Raw genomic sequence first — 13,835 nt, forward strand, 5'->3', positions numbered from 1 at the left:
TCATTTTTATTTCATCCCATTACAAATTAATATTACTCCGGTTCTTCATCATTATAAGCTGCAGATTCAAATTCTTCTACGCCCTTTAGTTCATCGACCCAATTCCATGAGGTATAAACAACAAGCGTATTTGTCTGTTCTTTATCGTCATAATTTGTCGAATCAAATCGCCAAATAATATCTTCAGCATCTACAAATTGCTCTCCTTCCACACTATCCTGATAGAGTCGATAAATAGTGTTGTGTTCATCCATCCCTTTGGCCAGCATACGCGCTATAAATCCACTATCCGGGTTTTTTAATGCCTCGGCAGAATCGTGGTTCAAAGCTTTAACTTCAAGCTTAATACGCGCTACACCTGGCTGACGAAACTTCATTGGAAAAGCCAGATGGAGCATGTAGCCTACATTAAACATTTCTTGATGAAACTTCACATCCGGATACCGCTCCCAAAGTGCCAGGCGCCGCGCGTCCACAGCAATATTTTCACGCTGACCGGCATTAAATGCATCGCCGAAGCGAAATTCCAATACCTTTTCTGCCGCTTCTTCCGGTTCAAAATCTATCAATGACATAGCAGCCATATCTCTGATCTCATCTTTGGGAATCTCTTCCGGGTTATCGGCCTCCAAAAATTTTAATAATTCCAAATACTTCTCGTTCGTCCAGCCATTGGGCATTTCGTGGATCTCTTCCAACTCCAAAACTTGTACTTTATATTTCCATTTTGACATAATCTTATTCTATTTTTTGGTACGTAATTCTACGTGAATTTAAACAGATAGCCGGTCACTATAAAATCTATCACTCCGAATTGAGAAAATTGCATGATTCTTAATTTCGCTTAAAGCGAATGCTGCTTGAATTAAAAACAGTTCAAATTTGTGATTGTTTATTCCCGGAAGTGCTACAGTTATACTCCTTCCATTCGTGAGATTGCCCCGAGAATACGGGCAAGAATTCAATAAGGTGGTTTACTTTGATTCTCAATACATTATGAGTTTTGAAATTCAATATCACTCCACCCTGTGGGCTTAACTTATTGTCTTATAAATGTAGAGAATCTTTTGCAGAAAGAGCACATTGCAGTTAATGAGTTCATAACGGTCGTTAATCGATTAAAAAGACAGACTCGTGAATCGGACACCATTTAAGGCATTGACTTGCCATACATTTGTTTCATCAAATAATCAAAACAAATAAATCACTAACTAAAAACAAACAATTATGGCATTTAGAGCTGACCTTACCATTGACGGAAAAACACACAGACTTTTACATTGCAGTTATTCTCTGCACAGAGATGTAGATCCTACCGGCCGTCCTTCATCAGAAGTGAAAGGTGGAACAATTAATTTTGAAATTGAATCTACTGAAGACACTTCTTTGTGGGATTTAATGATCGCCCAATTTAAAAACGTAGATGGAAACATCATTTTTAAGAAGCGCGACGAAGACGCCAAAATGAAAGAAATGACTTTCAAAACAGCGTACGTTATTGACTATGCTGAGAGCTTTGACTCAGTAGGTGGCAACCCAATGACAATGCGCTTTACCCTTTCGGCAAAAGAAATACAACTGGGTGCTGAAACTCATGAAAATGAGTGGCCCGTATAAACAACCATTTAAATTTAAAGGTCGCGTACGAAAGTGCGCGGCCTTCATTATTCTAACCAAATTCTCCCTAAATCATGAATAACCTATCGTATTCTAATCAAAATAATTACCATCTACTCTTTCGCTCATTTAATTCCTTTAATGATCAGCTGTCGAAGCTACAGATGTCATTTTCCCAATTAAGGTCAAAAACGAAAGAGCTTGAAAAGCAGGCGAAGTCATCCACAAATAGTAAGGATGCAAAGGAGCAGATAATGCAATTGAGAAACAAAACAATCTATGATTTAAAAGGCATCAAAACTTCTTTGGACTCCTTACATAATCAAAGTCATTCTGTTCTTCAAAAATCACCCAGAAAAGGGAACACACAAGTGCGGACAAGTTTGCAAGGTTGGTATGGAAATATTTCAGGTCAATGCGCTAAACTACAAGGTCAAATAGATAGTTTAATTGGAAGCTTAGAAGCAAGCAACCTTACGCTAGGACACACTGAGGGCGACAAAACCGTTGAGGCCTTAGCGGAATTGCTAGATGCCTACCAAGAAGTTGGTAAAAAAATAAAAGATTACAAGAAAATCACTTTACAGGATGGTTCACCATCTCTGGGTGAAACCATACCAAAAGACACCATGATAGATCCTCTCTGTGTAATAATTGCATTTCACCTCAGTATGACATTAGCAATTATGTTGAAAAAGAACAGAATTGTGAGCTAAAGTCATCAAATCAATAATGTTTTGGGACCACTTCGCTTTATTGCAACGATTCCGAGCGCTTATGGCAAATGATGTAGATGTGAGGAGTCATTTTGAATTTCAATTGAAACTTTTCGGTAATTGAAATTGAACAAACCAAATTCCCTCGGGGTCGATACTCCGTAGACCTCGCTTGAGAGGTGCTAATCTCATACTCCGACCCGGTACGGTGTCGCATGTTTGTAGTAAATTATGATACCGAAAGTCCTTTCGACCCTGTAAGCGGTCGTACAAGGCACCAAGCAAATAATATTTTGGGACCACTTCGCTTTATTGCAACGATTCCGAGCGCTTATGGCAAATGATGTAGATGTGAGGAGTCATTTTGAATTTCAATTGAAACTTTTCGGTAATTGAAATTGAACAAACCAAATTCCCTCGGGGTCGATACTCCGTAGAGCTCGCTTGAGAGGTGCTAATCTCATACTCCGACCCGGTACGGTGTCGCACGTTTGTAGTAAATTATGATACCGAAAGTCCTTTCGACCCTGTAAGCGGTCGTACAAGGCACCAAGCAAATAATATTTTGGAACCTCTTCGCTTTATTGCAACGATTCCGAGCGCTTATGGCAAATGATGTAGATGTGAGGAGTCATTTTGAATTTCAATTGAAACTTTTCGGCAATTGAAATTGAACAAACCAAATTCCCTCGGGGTCGATACTCCGTAGAGCGGTGCAAAGGATTTAGATCAAAAATCATTCGTGGGTTCGTAGCCTACAAACGACCGCAATCCAGATTTCCCAAAATAAAATACCCGTCAAACTTTCGCTTGACGGGTATTTAAATTTTAACTTAAAAATGAATTACTCAACAACAACTTTAGCAGTAGAGATTTCATTTTCGGCAGTTCTTAATTGAAGAATATAAATTCCGGCATCAAGACCGTTTACATTCAATTCAACTCTTTGTGAAGCTGCAAATTCGAAAGCTTTAACTTCCTGACCGATCACATTGGTCAGAGTTGCAGCAACTATTGTTTTTGGTGCATCAACTACAAATCTATCGTGAGCCGGATTTGGGAACACGTCAAATTTGAATGTATTGATATCACTCAATCCATCAGGATCAACAGCAGTTGCCTGCATACAGAATTCACCTTCGGCACCTTCGTAACCATCTATCATTACTAAATACTCAACATCCATTTCTGTGGTAAATTGAATACCTGCAGGGTACTCAGTACCTGTTGAACTTGGACCATCTTCATTACATTCAATCTGAGTGTAATCGCCACAAGCTCCTGTAAATATTGCCATTTGAGTATCACCATCTGTGATGTAATCTGTAGCACCATCACAATTCGTAGTTTCAAGCAAATATGTTCCGCCATCACCTGTAAAGGTAAACCACACTGTATGAGACAAAGTAGGAGTTCCAAACCAGCAGTTTGCCGTAACATCGTTTGGATCCAGATCAGTATCAGAAACTGTAGCTCCAGCATTTGAGTAAACTCCAGATGTAACCGGTGTATTAATTGCACCGCCAAGAATAGCATTTAGGTTTTCAGCGCCTTCACACTCATCATTGGCAAGTGGCATGCGTGTAAACGAAAGACAAAATTCGCCTTGAGCCCCAACATAACCATCTATCATGATAAAGTAAGTCTCACCCATTACGGTTTGAAAATCGAGACCTGCAAAATAGTTTCCAACAGTTGAGTTTTCGCTATCCTCGTTACAAGCTTGCGGAGTGGCAAAAGCACAAAGTCCTGAATAGATCGCCATTTGAGTGTCGCCTTCAGGAATATAGTTTGTAGCCGTACCATTACAATCGTTCGTTTCTATGGTATAAGCTGCTCCATCGCCTGTAAAGGTAAACCATACAGTGCTTTCAAGACTTGCCTCAGATTCGCCAAAACATGCATAACCATTAGCAGGATCGCCAGAAGTACCAGCATCTACATTTGTAAAAATAGTAGAAACCTGAGGCTCTCCAACGGGACCACCCAATAAAGCATCAACCTCTAAGCTGGCTCCACAATCATCATTAACCGGTGGTAAAGTAAATCCACAATCTGCAGATACTATATCGGCAGCATATCGTGGAAAAATCTGATAGCCACTCAAGAAAGGTGAGCTATTGTCAAACTGACCAACAATACCTGTCACATTAAATCCTCCTGTAGGAACCGGTGCGGAGTAAAGATCAACATCATTATCTATTCGCAAGGCAAATTGAATCCCATCGGCATTTTCAACAGTTACGTTAAAACCAGATCCATTACCCGTCCACTGGCTTGGGTCTGGTATAAAAACACATTCCAATTTAACCACATTAGATTCAATATTTTCATCTAGAGCTGTAACGACAATAGGAGTCATGGTATTATTGCCTTGTGAAACCAAAACAATAGAAGTTGGCGAAATCTGTGTAAGACCATTAAATTGGTTAACCGAGCCTTCAACTACAACGCTGTCGCCTTCAGTAACTGTATAATCACTTAATGGAGTACCTGAATACAAGCCTATTCCTCCCGTTTGATCGATAATTGTAAAGGAAAGACCTGCGGCATTCATATTTACGCCGTGTACAATTCCCGCTATGGTAAAATCTGCGCCATTATTAACAGCTACACCATCAACATCAACAGCTGCTACAATAGCAATATCTGTAATTACAACTTGCGTATCGTCATCATCAATGGTAACTTCAAGTTCGCTTGTTCCTAGCAGTGCCCCGTTATTCGCATTTTGCAATGCAAACATAATTGTGCGGTCTTCATTGGCATCAGCATCATCAATTACATCAAATGCAAAAGACTGAGATTCTGAAGAACTTGCCGGGAAAGTAATTGTAGTTGGATCAGTAAAAGTGTAATGTGTACCGTTTACCGCAGTTCCACCTGTTACAACAACATCTACCGTAGTGGCAACGTCTGTAGGGTTAGTGATCGTTACATTTACTGTTACAGTTCCATCCGTTTCAGAAACCATTAAATCTGCAGTTGCAAGAGAAACTCCTATTTCTGCATCACCAACAGTTACGTCATCTGCATCTCGCGGAAGCAATTTATAATTACCAAAACTATATGTGGCAATACCCGTTACAGAATAGTTAACAAAGTTTTGCGGCGCTGCATCATACATTACGTCATCTACTCTGTAATCTCCAGAACCATCGTTAATTAGCCATTCGCCAAAACCAAGATCATCATTAAGACACGTAGCGTCTGCGATACTGATTAAAACCGATTCGTAATCTTCTACGCCCGCAGTACCGGTGGTAAGAGCCACGGGAGCCGGAAGTGCATTACCAACAGAATTTTCAGTGATATCAGTAACACTATTAAGCCTTGTAAGGCCATTGCTTTCTTGAACAGTAGCAGTTACTGTTACATCATCTCCGATAGCAACTGTAGGAGCACCATCTGTTCTTACAAAAATACCAGTCCATGCTCCAGAACCATCCTGAATCCAGAAACCGCTGTTGTAGAAACCAGTAACGATACCAGAAGTAATAACCATTTGATTAACCAATGGTGAGTTTCCGTCTTCATCTGTAGTTTCCTGAATTTCTGCAACAGTTGCATCTACGGGAGGTGGAAGATCAACAGAATAGGTTCCCAAAGGCCATGGAGTAGAGGCTGTTGCGTTTGTTGCCGCCCCATTAAGCGCACCAACTCCTGAGTAAGTCCAGTCAGTAACCATAAAAGTAGTAGAAGCGACAGAACCACTATTGCGGTATGCCCAGCCATCTTTATATTCCCAAGGTTCATCAGTACCATCTACCTGAAGCACGCCGATATAATCAACAACTTCGTTATTTTGATAAAGTGCAATAACGTCGTCACCATTTACTGATAATGCGGCAACATTTATAGTATCAGGTTCGAATTCGAAAAAAGTTAAAAACTCGTCACCAGCATTAGCAGTTAAGTAAATGTAGTCTCCGGCAGTTGCTGAATTTGCAGGGAAAGTGAAATTTTGACCAGTGTCTGGCAAAGAGTCACCATTGTTTGCGTTAGCAAGGCCGTAAATACTTAAATCAGCAATGTCATTTATGACATAAATTTCAAGAGCCTTGGGAGTTCCGCCAGGAAGCGTTCCATCAAGCACTCCGGTAAGAATCAAGTCGCTTTGTGCAAAACCGACTGATGTACATAATGTTAAAGCCACTATGAGTAACCTTGAGTAGAATTTTTTCATCATATTAATTTTGGTTTTTATTTGGCCCAAAAATAGGCATAATTAAGCGTGTAAAGTACGCATTTACTTTAACTATTTGTTATTAAACTGTGTCATTGTTTGGCTTCCGCCAATGGAGGCGAATGATTTAACAGTATCGGCAGCAATCGTTATACGCTCATTTAGAGAGAGTAACTCTTCATTATTCCATTCGCCAAGCACGTAATCTACCTGTCTGCCTTTTTCAAAATCGGCTCCCACACCAATTCGAAGACGCGCATAGTCAGTACGCCCTAAAATATGGGTAATGCTTTTCAGGCCGTTGTGCCCCCCATCGCTTCCTTTCATTCGCAAGCGCTGTTTGCCGAAAGGCAGAGCCAAATCATCTGTTACTACCAGCAATCTTTCCATCGGAATTTTCTCTTGCTGTAGCCAATAGTTAACTGCCTTGCCGCTCAAATTCATATATGTAGAGGGCTTGAGAAGTACCAGGGTTCTGCCGCGTACTTTTATATGCGCCACATCTCCATACCTCTCGGTTTTGGGCAAAATGTCGGACGCCCTCGAAAGGGCGTCCATTACTTTAAACCCGATATTGTGTCTTGTTTCAGCATACTCGCTGCCTACATTTCCCAAACCGGCTATCAAATATTTCATGTACCTGTGTACAGATTTATTTATTCCTTTCCTTCTTCGGCTGTCGGTGCATCTTCACCTTCGGCTGCTCCTTCTTCACCTTCTTCGCCTTCTTCACCTTCTTCAGTTTCTTCATCTTCCATTGCTCCACGTGCAGTTCTTACACCTACTACAACCGATTCTGGGTTGTGAAGAAGTGTAACATCCGGCAAGTTGATGTCTTTAATACGAAGCGACTGACCAATACGAAGTTTTGTAATATCCATTTCTATGGCTTCCGGAAAATCTTTTGGCAATCCCTGTACAGCAATTCTACGGAAGTTTGTAGCCAAACGACCACCATTCTTTACCCCGATAGCGTTACCTGAAATGTGAACCGGAAGTTCCATTTTAACCGGCTTACCATCAATAATTTGAAGGAAGTCGGCGTGGATAATACGATCTGATACCGGATCAAATTGAAGATCTTTCAAGATTGCTTCCACTTTTTTACCACCCATGTCTAATTCAAATTTAAATACATCGGGGGTATAAACAAATTTAGAGAAAGCCATAAGCTCTACAGAAAAGTGCGTTTGATCTTCGCCACCATATACCACACATGGTACAAGGCCTTGGGCACGCACTGCCTTAGCATCTTTTTTCCCTACGTTCTCTCTTAGAGAACCGCTCAACGATACTGTTTTCATTTACTTAGTTATTAATTTATGAAACGATAAAATATTTACTGATTGACTGGTAATTAATAGCGCTGTGTATAACATCTGCAAAGAGATCAGCCACTGTTAATACCTTTATTTTTGAACTTTCCCTTTGAATAGGAATAGTATCTGTAACAATTAATTCTTTGATGGCAGATTTTTCAAGACGGTCATATGCCGGTCCCGAAAGTACAGCGTGGGTGCATATTGCACGTACACTTTTAGCGCCTTTATCCATCATCATATCAGATGCTGTAGTAAGCGTGCCCGCAGTGTCAATAATATCATCTACCAAAATGACGTCACGCCCTTCCACATCACCAATTACGGTCATGTTTTCTATTTCATTAGCCACTTTCCGTTGTTTGTAGCAAATGGCCAGGTCAACATTTAAGTATTTTGCATAGGCATTTGCTCTTTTGGTTCCACCGGTATCCGGAGCGGCCATAATTACATTTCTCACATCGAGTGTTTCGATATAAGGCAAAAAGATAGACGATGCAAAAAGGTGATCTACAGGCACTTCAAAAAATCCCTGTATTTGATCAGCGTGCAAATCCATGGTCATTACGCGGTCTACACCAGCTGCTGTAAGCAAATTTGCCACCAGCTTAGCGCCAATAGCTACGCGTGGCTTGTCTTTTCTGTCTTGACGGGCAAAACCAAAATAAGGAATTACGGCAATAATTTTTCTGGCAGAGGCTCTTTTAGCAGCATCAATCATCAAGAGAAGCTCCATAAGATTGTCTGCTGGGGGCATCGTTGACTGGATGATAAACACATCGTTTCCGCGGATACTTTCTTCGTATGAAACCTGGAACTCGCCGTCGCTAAACTTGGAGTGCTTCACATTGCCAAGCTCTTGCCCGTAGGCGCGTGCTATTCTGCTTCCGAGATCATCGGTTACGCTACCTGCGAAAATTTTTACTGAGCTACTCATTGTGGCCGTTTAAAAAGGGGTGCAAATGTATGGAAATGGTTGGGTTAAAACAAGGAAATAAGCAAGGATGATTCTATAATTGAAATTGGTCGAAAAATAATACAATTATGTTAAGATTCTATTTTCAATCACATTCACCCATCGGGTTGACTACCATAACCAAAAAGCGAATCATCCAGCTCTCACCTTCTCATTCGCTTTCTTTTGTACCCGGGGCGGGAATCGAACCCGCACATCCGAAAATACTGGATTTTGAATCCAGCGCGTCTACCAGTTCCGCCACCCGGGCATTATTCTTACTAAATACCCGGTGGTGGAGTTTATCCCGCTCATTAGCGGGACCACCCGGGCATTAATTGGACTGCAAAAATAGTGTTTCTACTGATTTGAACAAGCAAAAAGAAAAACGAATGTAAAATACATACCAATTTGCTGCTATAAACATTCTGACTCCACCAAAAACTCATATAATCCTTCAGTTTAATTCTTTTGAAACATCCCCAAAACCTCTCCTTCACTTTAATTAACAAGCCACCCGGCAACTTTAGTAAAAGAATACGTTTTACCTTTGCTCTATGATTGCAGAAGGTATATTGACATACACTGATAAGGAAAAACAACTTCGCTACGACTTGGCTTACCTGCGTATGGCGCACGAATGGAGCAAACTTTCTCATTGTAAACGCAAACAAGTTGGTTCGATTATCGTTAAGAATGGCATGATCATTTCGGATGGCTACAACGGTGCCCCGGCAGGATTTGACAACTGTTGCGAAGATGATGATGGCAAAACGCATTGGTTTGTGCTTCATGCAGAAGCAAATGCCATTTCAAAAGTTGCACGATCAACCAATAACGCGCAAGACTCTACACTTTATCTTACCATGTCGCCCTGCAAGGACTGTTGCAAAATGATACTGCAAGTTGGCATAAAACGTGTAGTTTACAGTACACAATACAGAGATAATTTAGGCTTGGAACTCTTGAAATCTGCCCACATAGAAGTAGAGTATATACCCGTACCAGAATAATGAATCAAAATCAAAATAGTAATAAACTCCTTATATACTATCCATTGCTGCTGGCAGGAATGCTTGTGCTGGGTATCTATCTCGGGTCTTATTTTTCATCGGGAACGATAGAAACGACTTCATTTTTTCCAAAGAAAAGTGTAAACAGCGCAGATAAAATTGGGCAAATTATCAATTTTATCGATAAGGAATACGTGGATACCATTGCCAAAAATAACTTGATAAACAAGGCGATAGGGGCCATTTTGGAAGATCTTGATCCCCACTCTTACTATATATCAGCCGAAGAGTTGGCTTCATACACCGAACCATTAGAAGGAAATTTCGACGGAATTGGTGTTGAGTTTTTGATTCAGGCAGATACTGTTAGAGTTGTTTCTGCTATAGAAGGAGGGCCAAGTGAAGAGTTGGGAATTATGGCCGGCGATAAAATTATTGCGGTAGATGGCGAGAATATAGCCGGGGTGGAGATTAATAACGAAGACGTAATAAAACATCTTAAGGGTCCGAGAGGAACCAAAGTAAATGTGGATATTCTGCGTAGCAATAAAGTAATACCCTTCAATATTACGCGTGGTACCATTCCAATAAATAGCGTTGTAACCTCTCAACTTCTTGACAAGACCACAGGATACATCAAAATAAGCCGTTTTGCACGTACGACTTACGACGAATTTATGTCTCACATGGGTCGGTTAAGAGCCGAAGGAATGGAAGACATTATTTTGGATCTTCGCGGTAATGGAGGCGGATACCTCAATGCTGCAGTTCAAATTTCTGAAGAATTTCTCCAAAAAGGTCAACTCGTAGTTTATACAGAGGGTAAAGCGAGCCCCAAGCGCTCGTATTATGCGAGTAAAATTGGGGAATACAGCGAAATGCCTCTGGCGGTTTTAATTAATCAGGGTTCAGCATCTGCATCTGAAATTCTTGCAGGAGCCATTCAGGATAACGACCGGGGTTTGATTATTGGACGCCGTTCTTTTGGAAAAGGATTGGTGCAGGAGCATCTAAGCCTTCCCGATCAATCGGCGTTGAGGCTCACTGTAGCTCGCTATTACACCCCAACGGGTCGCAGTATTCAAAAACCTTACGGGAAAGGAGTGCATTACGAAGACGACTATGAAATAAGATTTGAGCATGGTGAAATGATGTATCAGGACAGTATTGTATTTCCAGATTCGCTGAAATACACTACTCCCGGCGGGCGAACAGTGTATGGTGGTGGCGGAATTATGCCCGATATTTTTGTAGGAGTAGATACCGTTGGCGCTTCCCAATACCTCAGCATCGTGAGCTACCAAGGTTTGCTAAATCAATTTGGTTTCGATTATGCCGATGGCCACAGAATTGATTTAAAAAACTATACATCCTACAAGGATTTCAAGCAGAGGTTTGAAATAACCGATGACTTGCTGAAAGATTTTGTGAGCTACTCTTCCGAGAAAGGAATAGAAGCAGATGATAAAGGAATTAAGGCTTCAAAAGAGGTTTTAAAGATTCGGATTAAGGCGTATATCGCACGAAATATTTGGGGCAATGATGGATATTATGCCATCATGAATCAGGATGACAATGTGCTCAAAGAAGCACAAATTGCTCTCTCTTCTACCGCGAGTCTATAATTATTTAACTATAAACCAGTTGTTCAGCAAATTCTCCTTGTTGTAAACCATCGGTTTTCCTGTTGAATGGTCGTATATTTCTTTTCCTGCGCCTTTCGCAATAGCGTGACCGGCGGCAGTGTCCCACTCCATTGTTGGTGCAAACCGTGGGTAGATATCGGCCACTCCTTCGGCTACGAGGCAAATCTTTAGCGAGCTACCCATACTCACGATATTTATTTCGCCATGTTCTGCGCTCAGCTCGTCCATAAAGTCGGCAGTTTCTAAAGATTTATGAGATCGGCTGCCAACAACCGTATAGACACGACTCTGATTTGAACTAGGCAGTTTTTTTGCGGAAGCAATCCATTTTTCAAGTCCTGCGCCCTGATTATTAAATTTGGAAATTTTAAAAGCTCCCTTTTCGGGAATACCGAAATACATAACACCGGTTACAGGCACATAAATAACACCGGCCACCGAAATCCCGTTCTCAATCAGTGCAATATTTACCGTAAACTCCCCATTTCTCTTCACAAATTCTTTTGTTCCGTCAAGCGGATCGACCATCCAAAAACGTGTCCATTCCTTTCTTTCAGCAAAAGGAATTTTTCTTCCCTCTTCACTCAAAATGGGGATTTGGGTTTGGCTTAAGCCGGCTGCAATTTCCTCGTGTGCATTCCGATCAGCCAGCGTAAGCGGACTAGTATCTTCTTTTTGCTCTACATCAAAGGGGGTATCGTAAACTTTTAGGATTTCAAGCCCCGCTCTATAAGCTGTTGCAATGGCTGTTTCCATTACTTCATTGATGCATATTTCCGGTTGAATTCTCATTTTGGTCAAGTAATTTTGAACTATGTTGAATTAAAAGGTGGTAAAAGTCGCACAATTATTAAATTTGTGGGCACTTCATGAAAGAAAAGAAAGGAAACATATTTACATTTCACGATAAAGTGATACAGCGGGTGGAAAAAGAAGACCTTTTAAACCAAAATGCGTACACAATTTGGCTTACCGGTTTATCAGGATCGGGCAAGACGACTATTGCCCAGATTCTGGAGCTGGAACTTCATGAAATGGGATTTACTACCATGCTGCTTGATGGAGACAATGTACGCGACGGTTTGAACAACAACCTCGATTTTACCGAAAGTGGAAGAAGAGAAAACATTCGCAGAATAGCGGAGGTAAACAAACTCTTTAACGACTGCGGAGTAGTTACGATTAATTGCTTCGTGAGTCCAACAAACGACTTGCGCGAAATGGCCAAATCTATTGTTGGAGAGAAATCATTCCTTGAAGTTTTTATCGATACGCCGCTGGAAGAATGCGAAAAGCGAGATGTAAAAGGACTTTACGCCAAGGCTCGCGCCGGAAAAATTCCTAATTTTACCGGAATTAGCGCCCCTTTTGATATTCCCGTTAATGCCAATTTGGTGCTCAATACATTAAACATTTCACCGGAAGAATCTGCAAAAGAACTTCTGGAATTTATAAAACCTAAAATTTCTAAAGGCTAATGCAATCATATAGCTTAACACATTTGCGCGAGCTCGAATCTGAATCTATTTACGTTTTGCGCGAGGTGGCATCACAATTTGATAATCCTGTGATGCTTTTTTCCGGGGGAAAAGATTCTATCGTTATGTTTCACCTCGCTCGTAAGGCCTTTTGGCCTGCTAAAGTTCCTTTTCCCTTATTGCACATCGATACCGGTCATAATTTTCCGGAAACCATTGCCTTTCGCGATGAACTTGTTGAGAAAACAGGTGCCAACTTGCTTGTTGGTTCTGTGCAAACATCGATTGATGAAGGCAAGGTAACCGAAGAAAAAGGAGTAAATGCGAGCAGAAATTCATTGCAAACCGCGACACTTCTTGAGGCTATTGAGCAGGGCAAATTTGACGCAGCAATGGGTGGTGGGCGCCGAGATGAGGAGAAAGCCAGAGCGAAAGAACGCTTTTTTAGCCATAGAGATGAGTTTGGGCAATGGGATCCGAAAAATCAGCGCCCCGAGCTTTGGAATCTGTTTAATGGTCTAAAAAACTTTGGAGAACATTTTAGGGTATTCCCAATTTCCAACTGGACAGAAATGGACGTTTGGCAGTACATCCTTCAAGAAAATATTGAAATTCCATCACTCTACTTGTCTCATCAAAGACCTGTTTTAGAGCGCGATGGATCACTACTGGCTGATACCGGTGTAATAGAAAAAAAGCCCGGAGAGAAAAGTGAAACGCGTACAGTACGTTTTAGAACCATCGGCGATATGACTTGTACGGGTGCCGTGGAGTCTGAAGCAGATACAATTGCAAAAATAATTGAAGAAGTCTCCGCAACGCGCGTTACCGAGAGAGGTGGAAGAAGCGATGATAAACGCAGCGAAGCAGCAATGGAGGACAGAAAAAAACAAGGATACTTTTAA

General features: G+C 41.1%; 12 protein-coding genes and 1 tRNA gene. 6 read left to right on the plus strand and 7 right to left on the minus strand.

Translation table 11 applies throughout. The features are described from left to right. Positions 1-32: 32 nt before the first annotated feature. Positions 33-734 (minus strand): hypothetical protein, encoded by a 702-nt coding sequence (locus G3O08_RS00705; protein ID WP_163282741.1) that lies wholly within the window; start codon positions 732-734, stop codon positions 33-35. A gap of 493 nt (positions 735-1,227) precedes the next feature. Here G3O08_RS00705 and tssD point away from each other — a divergent pair, with 493 nt between their 5' ends. Together tssD and G3O08_RS00715 are read left to right on the plus strand one after the other, a co-directional pair. Further along, the gene (tssD, locus tag G3O08_RS00710) at positions 1,228-1,617 is read left to right on the plus strand and encodes a type VI secretion system tube protein TssD (RefSeq protein ID WP_163282742.1); all 390 of its coding nucleotides are present in this window, start codon (positions 1,228-1,230) and stop codon (positions 1,615-1,617) included. Positions 1,618-1,691: 74 nt separating this feature from the next. Further along, positions 1,692-2,333 (plus strand): hypothetical protein, encoded by a 642-nt coding sequence (locus G3O08_RS00715; RefSeq protein WP_163282743.1) that lies wholly within the window; start codon positions 1,692-1,694, stop codon positions 2,331-2,333. An 844-nt stretch (positions 2,334-3,177) separates the two neighbouring features. Here G3O08_RS00715 and G3O08_RS00720 read toward each other — a convergent pair. The 5 genes from G3O08_RS00720 to G3O08_RS00740 form a co-directional block, all read right to left on the minus strand. Next, a complete protein-coding gene (locus tag G3O08_RS00720; protein WP_163282744.1) occupies positions 3,178-6,522 on the minus strand; it encodes a T9SS type A sorting domain-containing protein in 3,345 nt (1,114 codons plus the stop codon). Positions 6,523-6,591: 69 nt separating this feature from the next. After that, positions 6,592-7,155 carry an aminoacyl-tRNA hydrolase gene (pth, locus tag G3O08_RS00725; RefSeq protein ID WP_163282745.1) on the minus strand — a complete coding sequence of 188 codons (564 nt, stop codon included), beginning with the start codon at positions 7,153-7,155 and terminating at the stop codon, positions 6,592-6,594. 20 nt (positions 7,156-7,175) lie between these two features. Next, positions 7,176-7,823: a 50S ribosomal protein L25/general stress protein Ctc gene (locus tag G3O08_RS00730; protein WP_163282746.1), complete on the minus strand. Its 648-nt coding sequence runs from the start codon at positions 7,821-7,823 to the stop codon at positions 7,176-7,178. Between the two features lie 16 nt (positions 7,824-7,839). Beyond that, on the minus strand, positions 7,840-8,775 hold the full coding sequence (locus tag G3O08_RS00735; protein ID WP_163282747.1) for a ribose-phosphate pyrophosphokinase: 936 nt from the start codon (positions 8,773-8,775) through the stop codon (positions 7,840-7,842). 207 nt (positions 8,776-8,982) lie between these two features. Further along, positions 8,983-9,064: transfer RNA gene (locus G3O08_RS00740), tRNA-Leu, on the minus strand. Positions 9,065-9,350: 286 nt separating this feature from the next. On the opposite strand from G3O08_RS00740, the gene G3O08_RS00745 reads away from it, so the two are divergent. After that, on the plus strand, positions 9,351-9,806 hold the full coding sequence (locus G3O08_RS00745) for a deoxycytidylate deaminase (RefSeq protein ID WP_239540801.1): 456 nt from the start codon (positions 9,351-9,353) through the stop codon (positions 9,804-9,806). Beyond that, the gene (locus G3O08_RS00750) at positions 9,806-11,431 is read left to right on the plus strand and encodes a S41 family peptidase (protein WP_163282748.1); all 1,626 of its coding nucleotides are present in this window, start codon (positions 9,806-9,808) and stop codon (positions 11,429-11,431) included. Before G3O08_RS00745 ends, G3O08_RS00750 begins: the two co-directional genes overlap by 1 nt. On the opposite strand, the gene cysQ is transcribed toward G3O08_RS00750, so the two are convergent. Further along, positions 11,432-12,244, minus strand: a complete 813-nt coding sequence (gene cysQ, locus G3O08_RS00755; protein ID WP_163282749.1) for a 3'(2'),5'-bisphosphate nucleotidase CysQ — start codon at positions 12,242-12,244, stop codon at positions 11,432-11,434. Positions 12,245-12,321: 77 nt separating this feature from the next. Between cysQ and cysC the strand changes: the two genes are divergently transcribed. Together cysC and cysD are read left to right on the plus strand one after the other, a co-directional pair. Then, positions 12,322-12,930: an adenylyl-sulfate kinase gene (gene cysC / locus G3O08_RS00760; protein WP_163282750.1), complete on the plus strand. Its 609-nt coding sequence runs from the start codon at positions 12,322-12,324 to the stop codon at positions 12,928-12,930. Beyond that, positions 12,930-13,835 carry a sulfate adenylyltransferase subunit CysD gene (cysD, locus tag G3O08_RS00765; RefSeq protein WP_163282751.1) on the plus strand — a complete coding sequence of 302 codons (906 nt, stop codon included), beginning with the start codon at positions 12,930-12,932 and terminating at the stop codon, positions 13,833-13,835. The genes cysC and cysD overlap by 1 nt, the downstream gene beginning before the upstream one ends.

Origin of the sequence: Cryomorpha ignava (assembly GCF_010686655.1) — a bacterium.
GTDB lineage: Bacteria > Bacteroidota > Bacteroidia > Flavobacteriales_D > Cryomorphaceae > Cryomorpha > Cryomorpha ignava.